Consider the following 24,340-nt stretch of genomic DNA (forward strand, 5'->3'; position numbering starts at 1 on the left):
CCATGAAAAATAGAGTTTTATCCGTAGATATTTTTAGGGGGATGACCATTGTATTGATGATACTGGTGAACACCCCGGGTACTTGGGGCCATGTGTATGCTCCGTTATTGCACGCACAATGGCATGGGTACACACCAACAGACTTGGTGTTTCCATTTTTCCTTTTTATTGTGGGGACTTCCATTGCGCTGGCCTATCAAAATAAAAAGACAGATTCTAGCACTTACAAGAAAATCACGATTCGAAGCTTAAAATTGATCGGGCTGGGTATATTCTTGGGGGCCTTCACCCTAAGCTTTCCTTTCTTCAAGGATTTTGAAAACATAAGGTTCCCCGGGGTTTTGCAACGGATTGGGGTAGTGTTTTTCTTTGCCTCCATCCTGTTTATCAATTTGGACTGGAAAAAGCTTATTGCCATTTCAGGTATTTTATTGATTGGGTATTGGTTGCTCATGGTATTTGTGCCCGTTGAAGGAGTGGCTTCCACTTTGGAAAGAGCACCGAACAACTTGGCAAACTATCTTGATGTAAAGGTGTTTGGCACACATAATTATAGACCTGATTATGACCCCGAAGGACTTTTAAGCACCATTCCGGCCATAGTAAGTTCATTGCTGGGCATTTTCACTGGACTGATATTGACGTCAAAACAAGAGAAGAAGACCACAATTTTGTTCGGCTTGGGAGGTGCGTTTTTGATTTTGGGCCACGTTTGGGATGTGGTATTTCCTATCAACAAGGCATTATGGACCAGTAGCTTCGTTTTGGTAACAGCGGGATGGGCCAATATTGTATTGGCGATTATTTATCACCTCACCGACGTTAAAGGAATAAAATTCGGCAGTATCTTTAAATACGCCGGTGCCAATGCCATTGTGGTGTATTTCTTATCCAGTTTCATCAGTAAACTGTTCGGGTTGATCAAGGTGGATGGTGAAAACTCCTTGCACGGATGGTTGTTCCAGACCATTTATGTGCACGATTTTATGCCCATGAAACTCTCATCCCTGCTGTATGGTTTAACGGTAGTGTCATTTTACTGCCTTTTGGCCTACGTATTGTACAAGCGGAAGATTTTTATAAAAGTATAAGGCGAAGATTTTTCAACATTATTGTCGAAGGCCCATTAAACGGGCCACATATTTTCCAACCACATCGAACTCTAGGTTCACCGATGTACCCATTATATAGGTATTGAAACGGGTATGTTCAAAAGTATATGGAATGATGGCTACGCTAAAGCTGTCTTTTTTGGAATCAACCACGGTCAAACTTACACCGTCCACGGTTATGGAACCTTTTTCAATGGTTACATTGTTCAAGCTGGAATCGTATTGAAAACGAAAAACCCAACTACCATCTTTTTGTTCCATGGAAATGCATTGGGCGGTTTGGTCCACATGTCCCTGCACAATATGACCATCCAACCGAGCACCCAAGACCATGGCGCGTTCCAAATTCACCACATCACCAGTCTTTAAGTCGCCTATATTGCTCTTGATCAAGGTCTCTTCAATAGCGGTCACGGTGTATAAGTCATCTTTTATGGCCACCACGGTAAGGCATACCCCATTGTGCGAAACACTTTGGTCTATCTTCAGTTCCGATGTAATATTGGATGATAGGGTAATGTGCAAATTACCTCCCTCTTTTTCAAGCTTTTCAACTTTCCCTAAAGTCTCTATGATACCTGTGAACATGTGTCTTATTAATTGACTAGTTTTGTAATGCAAAAGTAGCCATAACGGCAGTCATTATATGAAGGAAAATCAAAAAATAAACCTGGGGATTTCCATTGGGGACCTAAATGGAATTGGGTGTGAAGTTGCCCTAAAAACATTTGAAGACCCACGGATGTTGGACTTCTGTACCCCAATTATTTTTGCATCAAACAAAACGGTTTCCCACCAAAAGTCGGATTTGGGAATCGAGATGACGTTCAATGGGGTAAGGGATGCGTCCCAAGCTGTTGAAGGAAAGATCAATATTGTAAATGTTTGGAAAGAAGTCCCAAAGATTGAATATGGGCAGGCCACACAAGAAGGAGGGTCTTATGCCATTAAATCGCTTCGGGCCGCGGTTTCCGCTTTAAAGGATGGAAGTATTGACGTTCTGGTAACAGCACCCATCAACAAGAACAACATACAATCGGAAGATTTTAAATTTCCCGGCCATACCGATTATCTGGCCCAGGAGTTGAACGGGGAAAGCCTAATGTTTATGGTGGCCGACACCCTTCGGGTGGGGTTGCTCACAGACCACATTGCCGTTAAGGATGTGGCCCAGGCCATAACCCCCAGTTTGGTGAGGCATAAGATAGCCACCATGGAAAAATCCTTGAAAATGGATTTTGGCATCCGCAGACCCAGAATAGCATTATTGGGCATAAATCCGCATAGTGGTGATAACGGTACCATTGGGGAAGAAGACGATAAAATTTTGAAGCCGATAATCACAGAATTGTTCCATAAGGGAACGTTGGTGTACGGGCCATATTCGGCAGACAGTTTTTTTGGCTCGGACAACCACAAGAATTTTGATGCCATTTTAGCGGCCTATCACGATCAGGGTCTTATTCCCTTTAAAACCCTTTCCTTTGGAAAAGGGGTAAACTATACCGCTGGACTTGATAAGGTTAGGACATCACCGGACCATGGCACGGCCTATGAAATTGCCGGAAAAGGACAAGCGGACAACAGTTCTTTTAAAGAAGCGGTTTTTATGGCCATTGAAGTATTTAAGAACCGTACGGAGTATATGGAATTGAGCAAAAACCCACTGAAAAAACAAAAGACCAAGCGTGCGAGCTAAAAAAGTTCCACAAAGATGGATATTTGTTGGTGTTGGAATTGCAGTTTTGTAAATAAGTAGTATCTTTGCACCCGCCTTTAGAGGCTGGTACACAAACCTTAAGTGTAGAAACAATGAAGCTGAAGGAGTTTTTTATCCCATTTTCAGGCTTGAAGTTGGGAAAACACGAATTTGTGTACGAGATTGACAATGCGTTCTTTGAATCTTTTGAATACCAAGAATTTAACGGAGCTTCCGTAAAGGTGACCGCCATATTGGAAAAGATGAGCAATATGATGGAATTGGAAATCGAGGCCGAGGGAACGGTGAATGTGGATTGCGACATGACCGGCGAACCTTTTGACCAACCCATCCATTCAGATTTGCACTTGGTCATCAAGTTTGGGGAAGAGTACAATGATGAAGATGATGAAATTTTGATCATTCCCCATGGCGAGTACCAAATCAACATTGCACAGTACATCTATGAGATGTTGGTGCTGGCCGTCCCTCAAAAAAGAGTACACCCCGGTGTATTGGACGGAACGTTGAAATCGGAAATCTTGGACAAGCTGGAAGAATTGCAGCCAAAAGAAGAAAAGAAACCATCAGAAAAAACAGATCCCAGATGGGATGATTTAAAAAAGTTACTAACGGACAAATAGGTTTATAATGGCACATCCTAAAAGAAAGACATCAAAGACCAGAAGGGACAAAAGAAGAACCCACTACAAAGCGGTAGCCCCTACAATTGCCAAGGATTCCGTAACAGGAGAAATGCACTTGTACCACAGAGCACACTGGCATGAAGGTAAATTGTACTACAGAGGTCAAGTATTGATAGACAAAACAGAGGAAGAAACTGCTGCCTAATGGCAAATCCCTCAAAATAAACCAACTCCCGTTCCAAACTAGCGGGAGTTTTTTTATGGACTGAAGTTAATTTCAAAAACGGCCCCGTTTTGATAAAAAAGTCATATAAAATGACTAATTTTCACCTCTTCTGGGTCAAATTTCAATGTTTTTGACAAAAAGAGACGCTAAAATGAATAAAACAACAGCAGCGATAACAGCTGTGGGAGGATATGTTCCCGATTTCGTACTATCCAACAAAGTGTTGGAAACCATGGTAGATACCAATGATGAATGGATAACCTCGAGGACCGGAATCAAAGAGCGGAGAATATTAAAGGAAGAGAACGCCGGAACTTCGTATATGGCCATAAGGGCGGCCCAAGATCTTATTAAAAAAGGAAATGTAGACCCTTCGGAAATTGATTTTGTATTGGTGGCCACGGCCACTCCAGATCTTCCCGTTGCGTCGACTGCGGCATATGTGGCTTCAGAAATAGGGGCCGTAAATGCCTTTGCGTATGACCTACAGGCTGCATGCTCCAGTTTTTTGTACGGAATGTCTACCGCGGCCAGTTATATTGAATCAGGAAAATACAAGAAAGTTTTGGTAATCGGGGCCGATAAGATGTCATCGATCATTGATTATACGGATCGTACTACTTGCATTATCTTTGGTGATGGTGCCGGGGCCGTACTCTTTGAACCCAATGAAGAAGGGCTTGGGGTACAGGACGAGTATTTGAGATCGGATGGAATTGGACGCCAGTTTTTGAAAATTGATGCTGGAGGTTCTATCTTGCCTGCGTCTGAAGAAACGGTGAAGAACAAACAACATTATGTATATCAAGATGGGAAATCCGTTTTTAAATTTGCGGTTTCCAACATGGCGGAGGTATCCGCGCTGATTATGGAGCGGAACAACCTTACCCATGAAGACGTGCAATGGTTGGTACCCCATCAGGCCAATAAACGTATCATAGATGCCACGGCCAATAGAATGGGAGTGGATTCCGAAAAGGTGATGATCAATATCCACCGCTACGGAAACACAACATCGGCAACCTTGCCATTGTTGTTGTTCGATTATGAAAAACAATTGAAAAAAGGAGACAATTTAATTTTTGCCGCCTTTGGAGGAGGCTTCACATGGGGCTCCATTTATTTAAAATGGGCCTATAATTCTTAAATAGCACAACTAACAAAATCATATTCCATGGACATTAAGGAAATTCAAAGTTTAATCAAGTTTGTGGCCAAATCGGGTGCCAGCGAGGTGAAGTTGGAGATGGAAGACATTAAGATCACCATCCGAACCGGTAGTACAAGCTCAAGTATCCCCGAGACAACCATTGTACAGCAAATTCCAATGACCCAAGCACCTGCCGGACCTGTGGCTGCGGTTCCAGCTACTCAAGAAACCGCAGCACCTGCAGCGGAACCCGCCTCAAAATCCGATGACTCCAAATACATCACCATTAAATCACCTATCATAGGAACGTTCTATAGAAAACCTTCTCCTGACAAACCCGCTTTTGTTGAGGTGGGTAGCACCATTAGCCAAGGTGATGTGCTTTGTGTGATCGAAGCCATGAAATTGTTCAACGATATAGAATCCGAAGTTTCCGGAAAAATCGTCAAGGTATTGGTTGATGACTCTTCTCCAGTGGAATTTGATCAGCCATTGTTCTTGGTAGATCCATCGTAGTGAATTTTAAATGATAAATTTTAAGCAGCGATTCGTGTTGTTTAAAACCATTTAAGATTTAGAATTCAGAATTTAAGATTGTGTTCTATGTTTAAAAAAATACTGATTGCAAATAGGGGAGAAATTGCACTGCGAATTATTCGTACCTGCAAGGAAATGGGGATAAAGACCGTTGCCGTATACTCCAAGGCGGACGAGGAAAGTCTCCATGTGCGTTTTGCAGATGAAGCCGTTTGTATTGGTCCGGCCCCCAGCCACGAATCCTATTTAAAGATTCCGAACATCATTGCTGCTGCGGAGATTACCAATGCCGATGCCATTCACCCAGGATATGGGTTTCTTTCCGAAAACGCCAAGTTCTCGAAAATCTGTGCTGAGCACGATATTAAGTTCATTGGTGCTTCCGGGGAACAGATTGAAAAAATGGGGGACAAGGCTACGGCCAAGGAAACCATGAAAAAAGCTGGGGTTCCCACAGTTCCGGGATCAGATGGGCTACTGAAGGATGTGGACCATGCTAGAAAGGAAGCCAAAAAAATGGGGTATCCCGTTATGATCAAAGCTACTGCCGGTGGTGGAGGAAAGGGAATGCGCGCCATTTGGTCCGAGGACGAAATGGAAAAGAATTTCGAAAGCGCCGTGAAAGAAGCCACAGCTGCTTTTGGCAATGGCGGAATGTACATGGAAAAGCTCATTGAGGAGCCACGACATATTGAAATTCAAGTTGTGGGCGACCAATATGGAAAGGCATGTCACCTTTCAGAAAGGGATTGTTCGGTACAACGTAGACACCAAAAACTGACCGAGGAGACGCCGTCACCTTTTATGACGGATTCCCTAAGGGAAGATATGGGTAAAGCTGCAGTGAAAGCTGCTGAATATATTAAATACGAAGGAGCGGGAACTGTGGAGTTTTTGGTGGACAAGCACCGAAACTTCTACTTCATGGAAATGAACACCCGTATCCAGGTGGAGCACCCCATCACAGAACAGGTGGTGGATTATGATTTGATTCGGGAGCAGATTTTGGTTGCCGGAGGTGTACCCATCTCAGGGAAGAACTATTACCCAAAGTTGCATTCCATTGAATGTAGGATCAATGCGGAAGATCCGTACAATGATTTTAGACCTTCCCCAGGAAAAATCACAACCCTTCATACGCCCGGTGGGCATGGGGTCCGATTAGACACCCATGTATACAGTGGTTACATGATTCCACCCAACTACGACTCCATGATTGCCAAGTTGATTACCACGGCCCAGACCCGGGAAGAGGCCATCAACAAAATGCGCAGGGCGTTGGATGAGTTTGTGATCGAAGGTGTAAAAACCACGATTCCGTTCCACAGACAATTGATGGATCACCCAGATTATTTGGCCGGGAACTATACCACTAAATTCATGGAGGGGTTCAAAATGGATTCCAAATATCAAGACTAAATACAGCCCCGATTTTTATCGGGGTTTTTGTTTTATGGAGCTAAGCTATTGGGAATATAAGACCTGGTTGTCCCATGTGGATTTTACCATCATTGGTAGCGGTATTGTAGGGCTTAACTGTGCACTCCGATTAAGGGAAAAATATCCCAGCAGCAGGATTTTGGTCTTGGAAAGGGGCAGTCTCCCTCAAGGGGCCAGCACCAAGAATGCCGGCTTTGCCTGTTTTGGGAGCGTTTCAGAAATTTTGGCTGATGCAAAGGCACATACCGAGGAAGAAGTGGTGCAGTTGGTCCAAAAACGATATAATGGCATTCAGGTATTGCGCACGCTTTTGGGGGATAAGGCCATCGGGTTTGAACAGCATGGTGGCCATGAACTTTTTTTAGAGGATAATTCAGAACTGTTTGGATCCTGTTCGGATAGCATGGAACATCTGAATAAACTACTTCTCCCTGTTTTTGGAGCCCCACCTTTTGCAAAGACCAAGAACAAATTCGGGTTTTCCGGGATTTATGACACCTACATTACCCATCAATTTGAAGGTCAATTGGATACCGGAAAAATGATGCAGGCCCTACTTCAAAAATGCCATGACAACCAAATTCCCATTTTAAATGGGATAGAGGTCACGGACATGGAAGATTCTGGCAGCAAAGTGACCATCCACGCGGAAGGTTTTGGATTTGATTCCAAAAAGGTGTTTGTGGCGACCAACGGTTTTGCCTCAAAACTGTTACAGTCCGAAATGGTAAAGTCTGCTAGGGCACAGGTACTGATCACAAAGCCCATCAAAAACCTAAAAATAAAGGGAACGTTCCATCTGGATGAGGGCTACTACTATTTTCGGAACATAGATAACCGAATCCTGCTTGGAGGTGGCCGCAATCTTGATTTTCAAACCGAAGAGACCATGGAATTTGGGGAGACCCTGACCATTCAGAATGCCTTGGAAAAATTACTCAAGAACGTAATCCTTCCCGACCAAGACTTCGAAATTGACCAAAGATGGAGCGGGATTATGGGTGTGGGTACCCAAAAAACCCCCATCGTAAAACAAATTTCCAATTCCGTTTACTGTGGTGTGCGACTTGGCGGAATGGGCGTTGCCTTGGGCAGTTTGGTGGGAACGGAGCTTGCGGATTTGATTTAGAAAGCTCAAGTGCAAGCTCAAATACCAATGACCACTATGGTATTGGTTTCTTGAATACTTTTTTGCACTTGATGCTTGGACTTAATCAAATCATTCGTCCATCCAAAAGGTTGATGATTCGGGAACCATAAGCTGCATTTTTCTCCGAGTGTGTCACTTGGATAATGGTAACCCCTTCGTCATTCAACTGCTTAAAAAGTTGCATGATTTCCTCCCCTTGCTTGGAGTTGAGGTTTCCCGTGGGCTCATCGGCCAAAATCAGTTTTGGATTTGAGATTAAGGCTCTGGCGATGCCCACCAATTGCTGTTGCCCACCGCTGAGTTGGGCCGGGAAAAGGTCTTTTTTGCCCACAATATTGAATCGGTCCAGCATATCGGCCACCATAGCCTTGCGTTCGGCGCCTTTATATTTTTTATAGAGCAGGGGCATTTCCAGATTTTCCTTTACCGTGAGCTCGTCCAGCAAATGATAGGATTGGAACACAAAACCAATGTATTCCTTATATAGATTGGCCCGGTGTTTTTCTTTGATGGAGTGTACAGGTTCGTCCAAAAATTGGTATTCCCCTTCATCAAACCCGTCCAACATTCCAATAACGTTCAGCAGGGTGGATTTTCCGGAACCCGAAGGCCCCATAATGGAAATAAACTCACCTTCCCGTACTTCAAAATTGATGTCCTTTAATAAAAAAATACGCTGGCCTCCAGAGTTGACCCATTTAAAAATGTTGTGTAATTGTAAAAGCATAGTGTTGATTTATTCCGTTCGTAAACTTTTTACGGGATTGGCCGATGCAGCCCTTATGGTTCTTGCCCCCACAGTCAAGAATGCGATCAGCATAGCTAAAAAACCGGCCATGGCAAAATACAAAGGGCTCAAGGTGATTCGAAAGGGGTAAGACTCCAGCCAATTGTTCAAAAAATACCAAGCCAAGGGTGCGGCTATTAGAAAAGCGAAGCCTACCAATTTTAGGAAATCCTTGGTTAATAATAGGGTAATGGAAGATACGCTTGCCCCAATTACCTTTCTAACGCCAATTTCCTTAGTACGTTGGGTCACTACTAGCATGGACATGGCAAACAATCCAATACAGCTCAAGAGAATCCCTAAGACGCTGCCACTTGTGATAATGGTGGCCATTGTTTTTTCGCGTCTAAACGTACGGTCAACATTTTCATCCAAAAAAGAACCCAAAAATTCGGCTTGGGGCTCTACTTTTCCCCAAGCGGCGTTGATGGCATCATAAGATTTGGCTATGGCCGCGGGACTCACTTTTACGTAAGCATAGTAGAGGTCCCAATCTGTATTCATGAAAAGGGTCAGCGGTTCAATTTCCCTGTTTATATTCTGAAAATGATAATCTTTCAATACTCCAATGATGGTATAAGTGGCTTCGTCTTCCTGGATTTTAACGGATAGGGGGTCTTTCTCATTCAATTCCTTTGCCATGGTCTCATTGATTACTATACTAAGACTGTCTGCACCGTATTCTTTGCTGAAAGACCTACCCGAAACCAAGGGAATGTCCAAGGTTTTTAAATAATCATGGTCAACAGTAAGTACATTGGTGCCTATACTACGTTCTTTATAATCAAACCGCCATTTACTTGTGGACAAACTGCCGTCCCTTCCCCGTCCCAAATTATTATCGGCACCGCTCACACTAAGGATGTTTGGGTTATTTTTAAGTTCTTCCCGTAGGAGTTGTACCACCCGGTAACTATCCATTTTGCCATTGAGTGGAATGGAAACCACTTGTTCCTTGTTATAGCCCAAGTCCTTATTTCTCATATACTGGATTTGTCCATGAAGAACTATGGTTCCGCTTATGAGAACAATGGCAATGACAAATTGAAGCACTATAAGACCGTTTCGCAATCGGTTCTTGCCCATTTCCCACTTTCCTTTAAGAGCCCTAATCGCATTGAGTTTACTCAATATGAGGGCCGGATATCCACCAGCAATTAGTGTAATCAACAATAGGGAAAGAAAAAAACCTACCAATATGACTGGCTTGGATAGGTTGGAAAGGGTTGCCTGTGTGTTAAAAAGTGTTTTGAAAGGGTCCAATAGCAAATGAGCTGCTATCAATCCCAACACAATGGAGACCACAAAAATTAAGATACTCTCCAACCAAAATTGTCCGAAAAGTTGCCGTTTGACCGCTCCAAGGGTTTTTCGCATGCCTATTTCCTTAAGCCGTTTTTCTCCCAAAGCAATGTTCATATTGATAAAATTGGCACAAGCAATGAAAATGATGAGCAAGGCAATCCCTAAAATTAAATAGGGAAAGGTACGGTTGACTATAGCGATACCGGTTGCGTAGGAGACAAAGGCAACATCGGAATAAGGTAGAAGATGAAATTGTTTGTATTGTCCGTTGGTATCAGGCAATGCTCCATCTCGGACCATACTTTCAATCTGATTTTCATAGTGTTGGTTGGTGAAAGAGCGGGTATTTTTTTCAAACTGGGATAGGGAAACGCCCTCTTCCAACTCTAGGTAAACCAAGTGGTTGTAAGAATCCCATATGTCGATGTTGGGAAGATACTCCCTGTGGCTCTCGAACGGAATTACAATATCAAAATCCACACTAGTGTTCACTGGAGTGTCTTTTAGTATAGAGGCAACAGTGAATGGAACTTGTTCTCTTCCTTGTTGTAGAAAGATGGTTTCTCCAATGGCATTCCCATCTCCAAATATCTTTTTGGCAGTACTTTCACTAAGGGCAATGGAATTTTTGTTCGGAATAGGTTCTTGGGTATTGCCAATGATCACAGGATAACTGAAAAGAGTGAAAAAATCGTTGTCTACATATTCGGCATCCAAGTCAAAGTCTTTGTTTTGGTATGTGATCAAAGCATCTTGGCTAAGAGATCGGGCGATATGTTTTATTCCGGGAACCTCCTCTTTTAAAGCTGGGGCCAATGGAATAGGATTTACAACACTGATAGTTGTTCCCTTTGGAGTTTGATTGGACAGATACAGTTGATAAACCGTATCCTTTTTTTTGTGGAATTGGTCAAAAGATAAATCAAACATGGCTGTCATACCCAAAAGAATTGCTATTGCAAAAGCAGTGGACAATCCAATTAAATTGGCCGTTGTGAAGACTTTGTTTTTGAGAAGGTTTCTCCAGGCTATTTTAAGATAGTTCTTGAACATGGCTTTACTGGATTACTGATGAATTACTCTGTCCGCAAACTTTTTACGGGATTTGCCTTTGCAGCCCTAATGGCTTGGAAGCTTACGGTGACCACGGTCACGAACAGGGCCCCAAGCATCGCCAAGGCAAAGATCCACCACTTAAGGATTACGCGATATGGATATTCCTGCAACCATCCGTTCATAACGTAATAGGCTATGGGCACAGCTATAAAACAGGAAATGATGACCAGTTTTAAAAAGTCTTTGGACAACATGTTCCAGACATTGAAAACCGTGGCTCCCAACACTTTGCGGACCCCAATTTCCTTGGTACGCTGTTCTGCAACAAAGGAAGTCAACCCAAAGAGGCCTAAACAGCTGATAAGGATGGCCAAGGCAGTAAAGATTCCTGATAAACGACCTATTCGCTCCTCGGCGGCAAATTTTTCGCCGTATTCCTCATCTACAAAGTCGTACTGGAACGGAATATTGGGAAAATGCTCCTTGAAGACCCGCTCAATAACAGCCAGATTTTGTCCGGCACTTTGTTTGGGGTTCAACCGTAGGTTGTAGAAGGAAGCATTGCCATATTTATCAAAGGTGTACATACCTTGTTTTACAGGTTCATATGGGGATTGGGCAATCATATCCTGAACCACGCCAATAATTTTTAGAGGTTCACTCGGATTTTCAGTGTCCTCATCCTTTAAAAGTTTACCAACAGGGTCTTTAAGTCCCATATATTTTACAGCAGTTTCGTTGAGTAGAACAGCATTGGAATCCGAAGGAAATTCCCTTGAAAAATCCCTTCCAGCCACAATCTTAAGGTTGAGCGATTTGGCATATTCGGGGGAAACTTCCGTATAGGCCAAATCTTCCTGAAATCCTTCTGGCTTACCTTCCCAAGTCCATCCACTTCGGTTGGACCAAATGTTGGTGGTTGGGCTACTGGAGGATGACATTTCAACAACCGCCCCGGAAGCAATGAATTCATTGCGCATTAATTCGTACTTCCCAGTAAAGTCTTGGCTCATGACCGGAATTTGTACCAAGCCTTCGCGATCGTACCCAATAGGTCGGTTTTTAGCGTGGTTGATTTGTTGCATTACGATAACAGTTCCGATGATGAAGGCAACTGAAACGGTAAATTGGAGCACAACCAAAATTTTTCTAGGCAAACCGGAATGCTTTCCTGCCTTGAAGGTGCCCTTGAGCACATCAACAGGTCTGAAGGAGGAAAGGTATAGGGCTGGATAGCTTCCCGCGAGCAAGGCAGTAGCTATAATAAAAAGGATGGAGATTGACCAAAAGCTTGGAAGTGTCCAAGGGAAATCTATTTCCTTTCTGGCCAGTTCATTAAATCCGCCCAAGGATATCACTACAATAAGAACGGCAATGAGAAAGGCAAACAGGACCACTAAAAAGGATTCTCCCAAGAACTGGTTGATCAATTGCCCACGTTGGGATCCAATGGACTTTCGTATACCAACTTCCTTGGCTCTTTTTTCGGAACGGGCGGTACTAAGGTTCATAAAGTTGATACAGGCTAAAAGCAACACGAATACCCCAATGATGCCAAACAACCAAACGTATTTGATACGTCCGCCCACTTGCTTCCCATTTTCAAAAAAATTACGGAGGTGCCAGTCGTCCATAGGCAGCAACATCAGTTGCGGGTTAAACTGTGCGGTATCTTCGTTTAAATCTTTTTTTACATCTTTAATGACCGATGTAACCCTTTCCATTGTAGTATTATCGGCTATTTGAACAAACATCTGGAAGGAATTGTTCCCCCATTGGTCCTCGGCATTTTTGAGCCATTCAGCCGTGGTCAGATATTTATCCCAAGGCATGAGATAGTGCATGTCATTAAAAGAGGCATTAAAAGGTATGTCTTCATAGATTGCAGTGACCATCATATCATACTGACTGTTGACCTTGATGACTTTTCCAATGGGCTCCTCATTGCCAAAAAGGGCATTGGCCGTGGAAGCGGAGAGCATAATGGAATTGATTTCCCTAAGACCATCTTTTTCACCTTTTATGATGTTTAGGTCGAGCATTTCAGGAGCTTCCCGTTGCATAAAGTTTCCGGTCCTTGAAATACTGGTCTCCTTGTACTTCAGATATTGGGAATTGTTCCATGAGGCCATTACTAAGTGCTCGAAGTTGTCCATATACCCATCTCGGAATGCTTTTTCCAAGGGACGGGGAATGGCAGGACCTGTACCGGTTTCCCCATTAAAGGTCTGCGATTGGAATATCTGGGCGATAGTATCTTTATTGGAGAAGTAATCGTTGTGGGTGAGCTCATCCTGCATCCAAAGGCCAATGATAAGTGCAACCGCCATACCCAAGGCCAATCCACCCACATTTATGATGGTATACGCCTTGTGCTTGGTTAGGTTTCTCCAGGCAATTTTTAAATAGTTTTTTAACATGATGGTTTTGTTTTTTGATGTGATTTATTCGGCGCGCAAACTTTTTGCCGGGTTGACCAAACCTGCTTTAATGGCTTGGTAGCTGACCGTTAAAAATGCTACTGCCAATGCCAAAAGACCAGATAAGACAAAGACCCACCAAGAAATATTGATCCTGTAGGCGAAATCTTCCAACCACCGGTTCATTAAGTACCAGCCAATAGGGGTTGCAATGAGTATTGATATTAATATCAGCTTTACAAAATCAAAAGTGAGTAATTGATAGATGCTTTTGAAAGGAGCCCCAAGAACCATACGGATGCTAATTTCCTTTTTACGCTGTTCCACCAAAAAAGCGGAAAGGGCAAATAGACCCAAACAAGCGACAAGGATGGCAAATAGGGCAAAGCTGTTGAATATCTTTCCCATGCGTTGTACGTCGTCATGCATTTGCGCAAACTCTTGATCCAAAAAAGTATACTCAAATGCTTGTTGAGGCACATAGTCTTGCCAAATGGCTTCTATGGCATGGATTGCCCTTGTGGTTTCCCCTTTATTCAGTTTTACCGATACCATGCTTGGGCTATTACCAATGACCAATGAGACCGGGGCAATTTCTTCTTTGAGATTCTTATAGTGAAAATCCTCAAGAACTCCAATTATGGTCCAATCTTCCCCATTATTGATGCGCTTTCCTATGGGATCATCAAATCCTAGTTCCTTGGCCATGGACGAATTGATGACTATGGCAGATGAATCACTGGCAAATTCCTTGGAAAATGACCTTCCGTTTTTAAGCTGAAGCCCAAGGGTTTGTATATAATCATAATCTACTCGCCAAATTTGTGCAGGGACCGAGATTTCTTGTCTTCCATCACGTAGTAGACCAAATGTGTTTCCATTCCGCTTTGTGCCTTCAATGGGAAGGTAATCACTTATGGTAGCTGTTTTTACATTGGATAACCCAAGAAGCCGTTCTTTAAAGGACTCCGTGTTGTTTCTTAGTAAATTGGTTCCCTTGATGACCAATACTTGCTCCTTGTTGAACCCCAGTTTCTTGTCCAAAATAAAATTCATTTGCTTATAGATAATCAAAGTGCCAATGATTAAAACCACTGAAGTGGTAAACTGAAAAACAACGAGTCCACTGCGGAGTTTTCCACTTTTGCTTCCCGTACTCAGGGACCCCTTGAGCACGTTAACTGGTTTAAAAGCGGATAGATAAAATGCAGGGTATAGGCCTGCAATAATCCCTATGATTAAGGCCGCTATTCCTATTATGGGAAGGAACCACCATGTTTCCCAAGGCATACCTATGTTTTTGGCCGCAATGGAATTGAAAGTAGGGAGCAGTCCCCAGGCCAATAAGACCCCAATAACAAAGGAAATTATGCTAAAAAGGATGGACTCGGTTAAAAATTGGCTTACCAAATCGCCCCGAAAAGCTCCCACCGTCTTTTTTAATCCAACCTCTTTGGCCCTATTGGCAGACTTGGCGGTGGACAAGTTGATGAAGTTTATTACCGCCAACAACAAAACAAACCCGGCAATGGCAGCGAACAGCCAGACAAATCGAATATCGCCATGGTTTAACCCATCACCCATCTTTAAATCTGATTTTAAGTGGATGTCGCCAATAGGCTGCAATTTATACTCCAATGTTTTTAAAACCTCCATGAACTTCTCTCCCCTCATCCTTTCGCGGTAGGCAGGAATGACAAAATTTTCTAGAATTGAGCCCATCTTTTTCTCCAAAGAGGCAACATCAACATTGTCATCAAGCAATACATAGGTAAAGTAATTGTTGTTGGACCAACTCATGTTGGTGTCCTCGATGGCCAAAAGAAAGTCAAAATCCATATGCGATTTTTCCGAAAGATCTTCCTTAATGATTCCTGTTATCGTATAGGGTCTAGTGGAATTATCGTCAAGAAAAACCGTTTTTCCCACAGCATTGCCATCGGGGAAATATTTGGCCGCCTTTGAGGCCGTCATTACAACACTACCTGGATTTACAAGTAGATTTTCAGGATTGCCCTGTTCCAACTCCCATTCCAATAGGTCAAAAACGGATTGGTCTGCATATACGAAGCCCTCTTCAAAGTTGTTTTGGGTTGTTCCTTCAGGACGTAACGCCCTTCTTCCGGCACCAAAAAGTTCACTTGTATTTATTTTGCCTGCTTTTTGGATTTCTGGAAAAGTGGAGGCCAATGTTTCTGCAAAAGGAAGTTGAAAATGAACGCTTTTAAGTTGCTCCCCATCCATCATACCTTGCATGACCACACGGTAGATTCGATCTTTGTTCTTGTAATGGGTATCATAGCCTAGTTCATTTTTTATGAAAAGGGCTATCAAAAGACAAGCAGCAATGCCCATGGCAAATCCGCCGATCTTAATGCCAGTGAATAATTTATCTTTTTTAATGTTGCGCCAGGCAATCTTTATATAGTTTTTGAACATGGCTTTTCGTTTTTGATGATGGTTATTCTGTTCTAAGGCTTTTTATGGGATTCACTACGGCAGCCTTTATACTCTGATAGCCTACGGTGAGTACGGCCACCCCTATGGCCAAAAGTGCTGCTAGGGCAAATACCCACCATCCTATTTCTATGCGATAGGAAAAATCTTCAAGCCATTTGTTCATGGCAAACCAACCAATAGGCAGGGAGATAAGGATGGAGATTCCGACCATTTTTAGGAAGTCGGTGGTCAATCGATAGGTAATCTGCTGGACGCTGGCCCCCAAAACCTTGCGGATTCCAATTTCTTTGGTACGCTTTTGGGCATTGAAAGCAGCAAGTCCGAACAAGCCTAAGCAGGCAATCAAAATGGAAAGGACCGTAAAGACCATGAATATTTTGCCCAAACGTTGCTCCGCATCGTAGGTGGTATTGAAAGAATCGTCCATAAAGCGATAGCTAAAAGGTTGCCCGGGCGCAAACCTGTTCCAGATTCCCTCGATTTTGGCAATGGTAGAGGAAAAGTCTCCCGCATTCAATCTTACCGCCAGTATCCCAGAAGGTTGTCTGTCCAAGAAGAGACCCAAGGCCCCAATATTTTCCCGCAACGATTCATAATGGAAATTTTTAACTACGCCGATGATTGTGCTAAATTGGAGTTCTTCCACTCCGAGGTCGTCCGTCATTTTTAGACCCAACGCCTCTTCTGGGCCAACACCAAGAATTTTTAGAGTGGCTTCATTGACGATTACAGCGGTGGAGTCGGTGCTGAATTCCTTACTGAAATTACGCCCGGCAATGAGCTCCATGTCCATCGTACCTATATAATCGTGATCAACAGTCCAAGTTTGCATTTGGATGGCATTTTCTTGGTCCACTGATCCTTCTTTAAAAAAGGAGCCGTTGGAGCGGGAAGATGGTGTTGGAAAATAAAAACTCAAGGTGGCATTTTTGGTCTGACTCAATTTGAGGACTTCTTCTTTCAAGGCCCCAACTTGAGACCCGGCGGAGAAAACATCATCGATCAGAACCACTTGATCTTTGGTAAAACCCAAATCTTTGCTTTGTATGAACCTTAGCTGTTGAAAAACAACGATGGTGCTAACGATCAAGAAGACCGAAATGGCAAACTGGAACACAACCAACGCGTTTCGGACATTACCTCCGCCCACATCACTTTGCCCTCCACCCTTGAGTGTTTTCACGGGCATAAACCGTGACATGAAGAAGGCCGGGTAGCTTCCTGAGAAAATCCCTAGGACAACAGTGGCGAATAGCACTATTCCCCAAAAAATAGGATTTGAAAAGGGAATGGCAATTGCCTTTCCTGCAAGGTCATTGAAAAAGGGCAGTATTATTATGGCAATAATCAACGCTACCAAAAGTGAAATGAAGGAGATAAGCCCCGATTCGATCAAGAACTGCCGTACCAAATCTATTTTGTTGGACCCCAATGTTCTTCTAATACCTACCTCTTTGGCCCTTTTCAGGGAATACGCCGTAGAGAGGTTCATGAAGTTCACACAGGCGAGAACAATCAGAAACAAGCTTATAAAGGAAAGAATGTATACATTTTGCATGGTACTGTTTGGGCTCATTTCAGACTGCCGGCTCGAGTGAAGATGGATATCGGTCAAAGGCATTGTATGATAGTTGACATAATTGCCTGAAGCGAGAAAGGATTCCTTGGTTATCCCCGGGAAAAAATTTTGTGCCCAGGGCAACAGATAGGTGTCGAAGAGGGTGTTCAAAGGAGCTTGAAAATCTGCGACATTGGCCGAGGGAATCAGTTTTATGAACGTAAAGTAATTGTGACTGCCCCAATCGGGGGATTGCGAATCGGCAAAACCGCTCATGGCCATAAAAACAGAATGGTCCCTTAAAAACGAATTTCTGGGGAGGTCATCTATGACCCCTGTAACCGTATAGGTGTCCGTATTGTTCAGTAATAAACGTTGTCCCAAGGCGTCCTTGACACCAAAATGCTTTTCGGCAGCGGTTTTGGTCAAGACCAAAGTGTTGGGTTGGGTCAGGGCCGTTTTGGAATCACCCACCAGTAGATTTATTCCAAAGAAATCGAAGAAGGTGGAATCGACAAAAGTGACCTGGAGTTCTTTTGTGTTGGTTTCAGTGCCACTTTTACGCAATAATAGACTTCCCCTGTCCCGGAAGCGAATAGCAGATTCTACCTGCGGAAAATCTCTTTGCAAAGCCTCCGCCATTGGAGCTGCAGCTTCAGAGGCTTTTATTTCGGCCCCGCCAAATTTAATATCGCTGTCAACCCGATAGATGCGTTCGGCATCAACAAACATCTTGTCATAACTTAATTCGTCATAGATGAAGAGGCAGATAAGCAATGCACCAGCCATTCCAATGGCAAGGCCAAAAGTGTTGAGAAACGTGAAAAAGGGTTGCTTTTTGAGATTCCTCCATGCAATTTTTATGTTGTTCTTAAACATGACGTGTCGTTTTGAAAATTAGTTTATTCGGTTCGCAGGCTTTTAACAGGGCTGGCCAAGGCCACTTTTAGGGTCTGATAGCTTATGGTAATCAATGTGATGACCATGATGGATACAATGGCCAGGGCAAAAACCCACCAGTGTATTTGGGTTCTATAGGCGTAACCTTGAAGCCACTGTTCCATGAGATACCAAGCAATGGGGGTAGCCAAAACGCCGGCTATGAGGATGAGCTTAAAGAAATCCATGGAAAAAAGCGTCAAGATGTTGGTGACATTGCTGCCCAACACTTTTCTAATGCCAATTTCCTTGGTTCTTTGGCCCACAAAAAAGAGAATAAGACCGTAGAGGCCAAGGCAGCCAATCAATATGGCCAAGCCTGAGAAAACTTTGGAAAGGGATAAATACCGTTGTTCCGCTTCGTATTGCTCTGCAACACGTTCATCCATAAAATGCGGTTCAAAAATATAGCCTTCAAATGTATTGGACCATTTTTCCCCGATTTGATCTAAAATGGATTTAGTGTTTTGGGCGCTTATTTTTATTGCTATTTGACTGAACCAGTGGGGTTTGTACGCTATAAAAACTGGACTAATGTCTTCCGTAAAATCGCTGTCGTGAAAATTGGCAATAACTCCAACAATGGTTGTTCTTTCACTATTTACTTCGATTTTCTTGCCCAACAGGTCATTGGATGAGGCCAACCCCAATTTTTCTCCCAGTTTTTCATTGACAAGGACTTCAGTGATAGAGTCGTGCTCAAAAAAGTTTCTTCCAGCCACTAATGGAATGTCAAAAGTTTTTAGATAGTCTTTATCGGCAAGCTTGGCTTGAATGCTGAATTCCTCATCTTCTGGCCTATTGTGGAACTTTATGCTGGTTCCCCAATTACTGTGCGAAGCTCCAGGACTATCCAAGCATGCGGAAACCTCATTGACTCCCCCAATTTGGGACAATTGATCTTTAAGGGATTTTAGCTTTACGGGTTCAATGTCCGTGGGGATGTCCACCATGACAATGGATTCCCTATCAAAACCTAAATTGGTGTTTACGGCATAATCTATCTGTCTGGAAATAATCAGTGTTGCTGCTATTAGGACAATCGATATGGCAAACTGTGCTACGACCAAAACTTTCCGAGTTGTAGAGCCTCCCGTGTCGTTATGGTTCAATTTGCCCTTTAGGGCAAGCACAGGAACAATACGGGACATTAAAATGCCAGGGTAGCTACCAGATAGGAACGATACCAAGACCAGCACAGCACTTAAAAAAGCAAAAAACTGCACATTCCACAGATTGTTCATGGAGAGCTCCAGTTCAAACAAATTGTTGAACGAAGGGAGAAACAAAACAGCTAAAAGAATGCCCAATCCAATGGCAAAAAGGCTAATTACAAAAGTTTCGGACAAAAATTGCCAGAACAGATGATGCCTAAAGCTCCCCAATACTTTTCTGACCCCAATTTCTTTGGACCTGTAGAAGGCCTGAGCTGTTGAAATGTTGATGAAATTGATACAGGCAATGAGTATCAAAAAAAGTCCAATGACACCAAAAACCCACATTAAAGCAGGGTCTACACCACCATATTTTGAATTAAAATGAATATCAGCCAGTGGTTGTAGCTTGTAAACGTGTTTGTTTTTGCTTTTGGGGCGATGCTTTTTAGGAAGTTCCAATAGCATATTTTCTATGTCGGCTATGTTCTGGTTGGGGTGCAATAGGGCAAAGCATTGTAAATCTGACGAAATGCCGCCCCACGTTTCCTCTGAAACAAATTCATTGAATTTTTCCAAGGTCTTGAACGAGATGAACAGCCCTTCAGTTACCAAAGAAGTTTTGGGAACATTTTGAAGAATTCCAATAACTTCAATGGTTTCTTTGTTGTCATAAAGAAAGGTTTTCCCAAGAGCATTGACTGTTCCGAATAATTTCACGGCCATTTTTTCGGTGATATATGCCGTATTGGGTTCTTCCAAAGACCTATTGCCGGCAGCGTCCATTAGAGGAAAGGTCATGATGTCAAAAAAATCCGGCTCAACAAAGGCAACGCCTAGTTTATAGGGTTGGTTTTGTCCTTGGGCTTCCACCTTAACGAGCACCTCATCCCAATTGACCATTTTGGCGACTTTTTCGGCGTAATGGTATTCTTCACGGAACACTTTTGCAAAGGCAGGGGGCACCGAGGCATTGTAACCTATCTGATCTTGATGACTTTCGGTGACCATTCTATAGATTCTGTCCGAATTCTCATGAAACTTATCAAAGGACAAATGGTGTGTCAAAAACAGATATATCAAAATACTGCTGCCAAAGCCTATGGCCAAGCCTAGGATGTTTATAGTGGTGAACACCTTTCTTTTGATAAGGTTCCTCCAAGCGATTCGGATATAGTTTTTGAACATGATGGTTGTTTTTGATGATGATTGATGAATAAACTCTTATACCATTGCTCCCATGGGTTTATTTTGACTTTCAGTGACAATTTGCCCATCGAACAGGTTGATGACCCTGTGCGCATAATGCGAATCACGGTCGGAGTGGGTCACCATGACAATAGTGGTGCCTTCTTGGTTCAATTCGGTCAACAGGTTCATGACCTCTATACCATTTTTGGAATCCAAGTTACCCGTAGGCTCATCCGCCAAAATCAGTTTGGGGTTGGTAACCACGGCACGGGCAATGGCCACCCTTTGCTGCTGACCACCGGATAATTGCTGTGGAAAGTGTTTTTCCCGATGCGCAATTTTCATACGCTCCAAGACCGTCTTTACCTTTTCACGGCGTTCAGATTTGTTCATTTTTAGGTAAATGAGAGGCAGCTCCACATTTTCAAAAACGGTAAGCTCATCAATAAGGTTAAAACTTTGGAATACAAAACCAAGATTCCCTTTGCGCAATTGGGTACGTTGGCTTTCCTTAAGTCCCCCTACTTGGTGGCCGGCAAACTCATAGCCTCCCTCAGTAGGGTTGTCCAGCATGCCAATAATATTGAGGAGGGTGGATTTTCCGCATCCGGAAGGGCCCATGATGGCCACAAATTCTCCTTCGGCAACCTTTAGGTTTACCCCGTTCAGGGCCAAGGTTTCCACTTCTTCGGTTCTGAAGCTTTTTTTAAGATTCTGTATCTGTATCATTTTTATGGTTGTTTCGCTGTTAGTATATAGACTTCTTTAAATCAATAGGTGTTACAGGTTGCATGGTTATTTTAACACAATCCGTTCTGCGGTCCCAAAACTGTCATAGTTGCTGGTAATCACTTCTTCTCCAGGTTGTAGGCCCTCAAGGACCTCGTAGTACCTTGAATTCTGTTTACCCAGACGGACATTGCGTTTTAGGGCCTCGCCGCCATCAGGGTTCACCACAAATACCCATTGGCCCCCGGTACTTTGGAAGAACCCGCCTTTGGGCAACAAAAGGGCTTCGTTGGATTCGCCCAACTGTAGGCGAATGTTATAGCTCTGCCCTGCACGAATGGTCTCGGGCTTTTCATCGGTAAATACCAAATCTACCTTAAAGCGACCGTTCCGTACTTCGGGGTACACCTTGCGCAGTCGTAGACCGTATTCCTTTTCATTGCGCTCCAAGGTTGCGGACAGGTCCCGTTTTACCCGATCAATGTAGTGCTCGTCAATTTCGGCCTCAATCTTAAAATCGGTGAGTACGTTGATTTGACCGATACGTTCCCCTTGGGCAATGTTCTGTCCAATCTCGGCATCCAAAAAGCCAAGCTGGCCATCTGCAGGGGCGCGGACATTGAGGTGGTCCAAACGCTCATAGACCATGGATAGGGTCTTGTGCATCCGGGCCAAATCGGCATCCAAGCCGGTCAAGGAAGTTTCCCTCAACTCATCATCCTGCTCGGTTTGCAGTTTTACAATGTCATGTTGTTTTTTGGCGAGCTCGTAATTCTCCTTGGAAAGAAGGTAGGTTTCTTTGGAAATCAGTTCGTCCTTGAACAACTCTTCATTCTGCTCGTAGTTTCGCTTTAGGCGTTGAAGGTCATATTCGGCCGTGGCCAAGTTTCGTCTTCCCTCCACCTGTCTTGAATCGAAGGTAAGTTTGGTAGACCGTAGGTCGTTCTGTTTGAGGGCCAAGTTACTCTCGCTCGCCAAGATCTGTTCGTAGAGACCCATGTTTTCGAGCTTGAGAATGATATCTCCCTTTTTTACCATGGACCCTTCCTCAATCAATTTTTCCGAGACCCGCCCACCTTCATAGGCATCCATATAGATGGTGGCTATCGGGGCCACAGTACCGTTGATGGTAATATAGTCATCAAACTTGCCGGCGGTGACCTGTGCTATGGAAAGGCGTTCCTTTTCGGTCCTGAAGGTGGAAACGGAACTAGCAAAAAGCAGCTTCCATCCCACGAACAATAAAAGTACGCCCAAGGCTATATAGCCGTAATGTTTGGGTTTAAGTCCTTTCTTTTTCTCTAATTGTATATCCATGGTTCTGATTAGTTGATATTAAAAATGGGTAGGCCACTATAAAAATCTATGGTGCTCTTGTTCACTCTCAAACGGAGACCTACCTGTAAGTTTTCATTTTGTGCCACGCCGTACAAATTCTTGGCCTGAAAAAGGTCCAAAGCGTTGATGAGCCCTTTTTCGTAGCGTTTTTGGGCAATGGTGAATGCCAATTGTTGGGCCTCCACCTTTTGGTTGCTCTGTTCGTATTCGGCAATCAATGCCTGATTGGTCTGTACGAGCTGTTGCAATAACTGAAAAAGTTCCTGCTCTTGGATCTTAAGATTGTTCTGTGCCTGCAAATAGGCAATTTTTTGCTGTTTCACCCGTGAATGGTTGGACCAACCGTTGCTAATGGGAATGCTCAGTTCGGCCCCTACAAACTTGGAGGTGTTGTCGTTGAACTGGGTCTTAAAGGGAATGATGTTCCCGTTTTCATCCACATTCGTCTCAAAATAACTGGTACCGTACCCGGCGACCAAGGAAAGGGAAGGATAAAGTGTACCCCTTGCGGCTTGAAGTTGTTTTTTGGCAGCACTTACCCGGTATTCCTGCGATTTTACCAAGGGCACAAATCCTCGGGCAGTTTCATATAAGGAGTCCAAGGGAGCGCTTTCAATTTCATTGGGAAGGGGTTCCAAAGTTTCTTGTAGTGTAATATCCGTTACTTCGTTGAGATTCATTTCTTGAAGCAAAACCAACTTGGCATTGGTAAGCAGGTTTCTGTTCTGGGTCACCAATAATTTATCGCCCAACAGATTGGATTCGGCCTCGTAGAGGTCGGCCCCCGCCATGATGCCCAACTCCACCTGCTTTGCAACCAAGTCGTAATTGGCTTGGGAGATTTCCTGTTGCTCTAATGAATTGGCCACAAGCCCTTCATAAAATTTAATATCGTAAAAAGCGCTCATCACCCTAAAGGCCAAGAGGAATTTCTCTTGCAACACATCTTCCTGTGTCGCTTTCAAAATGAATTTTGAGGCTTTTATCGAGTTCAATTTTTGAAACCCTTGAAATAGCCCCATGTTGGCACTTAGAGAGTAGTTGTTGCTAAAGAACTCCGTGTTCACATAATCGTTGGTGTTCGGGTCGGCCGATCTACCGTAGCGAATCCTATAATCGGTATAACCGCCCACGGAGGGCAACAAATCACGGATGGACTGGCGATAGGTCTCTTTGCTCGAGTCGCGATTATAGTTGGTGTTCTTTACTTGAAGGTTGTGCTCAATGGCGTAGGCCACACATTCATCCAAGGTCCAGGTCTCTTGCGAAAACCCGGAGATTGCAACGAAAAATAAAAGGCCGGTAATGTATGTTCTAAGGTTCATAATGTATTCCTGTGCCAAAACTATGTCCATTCTTATGCCAAAAACATAATCAACTAATTATCAGAATATTAAAATATTTTTTAAAAGGAAAGTTAAACATAGGTGTAAAATATTTAT

General features: G+C 43.4%; 18 protein-coding genes. 8 read left to right on the plus strand and 10 right to left on the minus strand.

All coding sequences use genetic code 11. The annotated features are described in order from the left end of the window. Positions 1-2: 2 nt before the first annotated feature. Complete coding sequence (locus EZV76_RS03090; protein ID WP_136565111.1) at positions 3-1,091, plus strand: acyltransferase family protein; 1,089 nt, start codon at positions 3-5, stop codon at positions 1,089-1,091. Between the two features lie 18 nt (positions 1,092-1,109). Here the strand turns inward: EZV76_RS03090 and EZV76_RS03095 are convergent, their stop codons facing one another. Further along, positions 1,110-1,700, minus strand: coding sequence for a riboflavin synthase (locus EZV76_RS03095; protein ID WP_136565112.1), 591 nt, complete (start codon positions 1,698-1,700; stop codon positions 1,110-1,112). Between the two features lie 58 nt (positions 1,701-1,758). Between EZV76_RS03095 and pdxA the strand changes: the two genes are divergently transcribed. The 7 genes from pdxA to EZV76_RS03130 all read left to right on the plus strand — a co-directional run bounded on the left by pdxA (position 1,759) and on the right by EZV76_RS03130 (position 7,940). Continuing rightward, positions 1,759-2,811, plus strand: coding sequence for a 4-hydroxythreonine-4-phosphate dehydrogenase PdxA (gene pdxA, locus EZV76_RS03100; RefSeq protein ID WP_136565113.1), 1,053 nt, complete (start codon positions 1,759-1,761; stop codon positions 2,809-2,811). Positions 2,812-2,924: 113 nt separating this feature from the next. Then, the gene (locus EZV76_RS03105) at positions 2,925-3,455 is read left to right on the plus strand and encodes a YceD family protein (RefSeq protein ID WP_136565114.1); all 531 of its coding nucleotides are present in this window, start codon (positions 2,925-2,927) and stop codon (positions 3,453-3,455) included. Between the two features lie 7 nt (positions 3,456-3,462). Next, positions 3,463-3,663, plus strand: a complete 201-nt coding sequence (gene rpmF / locus EZV76_RS03110; protein ID WP_072876398.1) for a 50S ribosomal protein L32 — start codon at positions 3,463-3,465, stop codon at positions 3,661-3,663. Between the two features lie 172 nt (positions 3,664-3,835). Further along, a complete protein-coding gene (locus EZV76_RS03115; protein WP_136565115.1) occupies positions 3,836-4,831 on the plus strand; it encodes a beta-ketoacyl-ACP synthase III in 996 nt (331 codons plus the stop codon). 27 nt (positions 4,832-4,858) lie between these two features. Next, entirely contained in the window at positions 4,859-5,350 is a 492-nt protein-coding gene (gene accB / locus EZV76_RS03120) for an acetyl-CoA carboxylase biotin carboxyl carrier protein (protein WP_136565116.1), read from the plus strand. A gap of 87 nt (positions 5,351-5,437) precedes the next feature. Beyond that, the gene (gene accC, locus EZV76_RS03125) at positions 5,438-6,790 is read left to right on the plus strand and encodes an acetyl-CoA carboxylase biotin carboxylase subunit (protein WP_129653823.1); all 1,353 of its coding nucleotides are present in this window, start codon (positions 5,438-5,440) and stop codon (positions 6,788-6,790) included. A gap of 34 nt (positions 6,791-6,824) precedes the next feature. Continuing rightward, entirely contained in the window at positions 6,825-7,940 is a 1,116-nt protein-coding gene (locus tag EZV76_RS03130) for an NAD(P)/FAD-dependent oxidoreductase (protein ID WP_136565117.1), read from the plus strand. 85 nt (positions 7,941-8,025) lie between these two features. Here EZV76_RS03130 and EZV76_RS03135 read toward each other — a convergent pair whose 3' ends face one another. The 9 genes from EZV76_RS03135 to EZV76_RS03175 all read right to left on the minus strand — a co-directional run bounded on the left by EZV76_RS03135 (position 8,026) and on the right by EZV76_RS03175 (position 24,253). After that, positions 8,026-8,688 (minus strand): ABC transporter ATP-binding protein, encoded by a 663-nt coding sequence (locus EZV76_RS03135; protein WP_136565118.1) that lies wholly within the window; start codon positions 8,686-8,688, stop codon positions 8,026-8,028. A 9-nt stretch (positions 8,689-8,697) separates the two neighbouring features. Next, entirely contained in the window at positions 8,698-11,106 is a 2,409-nt protein-coding gene (locus EZV76_RS03140; protein ID WP_136565119.1) for an ABC transporter permease, read from the minus strand. Positions 11,107-11,129: 23 nt separating this feature from the next. After that, the gene (locus EZV76_RS03145) at positions 11,130-13,529 is read right to left on the minus strand and encodes an ABC transporter permease (RefSeq protein ID WP_136565120.1); all 2,400 of its coding nucleotides are present in this window, start codon (positions 13,527-13,529) and stop codon (positions 11,130-11,132) included. A 24-nt stretch (positions 13,530-13,553) separates the two neighbouring features. Then, a complete protein-coding gene (locus EZV76_RS03150; RefSeq protein WP_136565121.1) occupies positions 13,554-15,968 on the minus strand; it encodes an ABC transporter permease in 2,415 nt (804 codons plus the stop codon). A gap of 22 nt (positions 15,969-15,990) precedes the next feature. Next, positions 15,991-18,426 carry an ABC transporter permease gene (locus EZV76_RS03155; protein WP_136565122.1) on the minus strand — a complete coding sequence of 812 codons (2,436 nt, stop codon included), beginning with the start codon at positions 18,424-18,426 and terminating at the stop codon, positions 15,991-15,993. Between the two features lie 23 nt (positions 18,427-18,449). Beyond that, a complete protein-coding gene (locus EZV76_RS03160) occupies positions 18,450-20,828 on the minus strand; it encodes an ABC transporter permease (protein ID WP_136565123.1) in 2,379 nt (792 codons plus the stop codon). A gap of 36 nt (positions 20,829-20,864) precedes the next feature. Beyond that, the gene (locus tag EZV76_RS03165; RefSeq protein WP_136565124.1) at positions 20,865-21,560 is read right to left on the minus strand and encodes an ABC transporter ATP-binding protein; all 696 of its coding nucleotides are present in this window, start codon (positions 21,558-21,560) and stop codon (positions 20,865-20,867) included. A gap of 66 nt (positions 21,561-21,626) precedes the next feature. Continuing rightward, positions 21,627-22,877 (minus strand): efflux RND transporter periplasmic adaptor subunit, encoded by a 1,251-nt coding sequence (locus tag EZV76_RS03170; RefSeq protein WP_136565125.1) that lies wholly within the window; start codon positions 22,875-22,877, stop codon positions 21,627-21,629. Positions 22,878-22,885: 8 nt separating this feature from the next. Beyond that, complete coding sequence (locus EZV76_RS03175; protein WP_236640845.1) at positions 22,886-24,253, minus strand: TolC family protein; 1,368 nt, start codon at positions 24,251-24,253, stop codon at positions 22,886-22,888. Positions 24,254-24,340 lie beyond the last annotated feature (87 nt).

This window comes from Flagellimonas alvinocaridis (assembly GCF_004916895.1).
GTDB classification, from domain to species: Bacteria; Bacteroidota; Bacteroidia; order Flavobacteriales; family Flavobacteriaceae; genus Flagellimonas; species Flagellimonas alvinocaridis.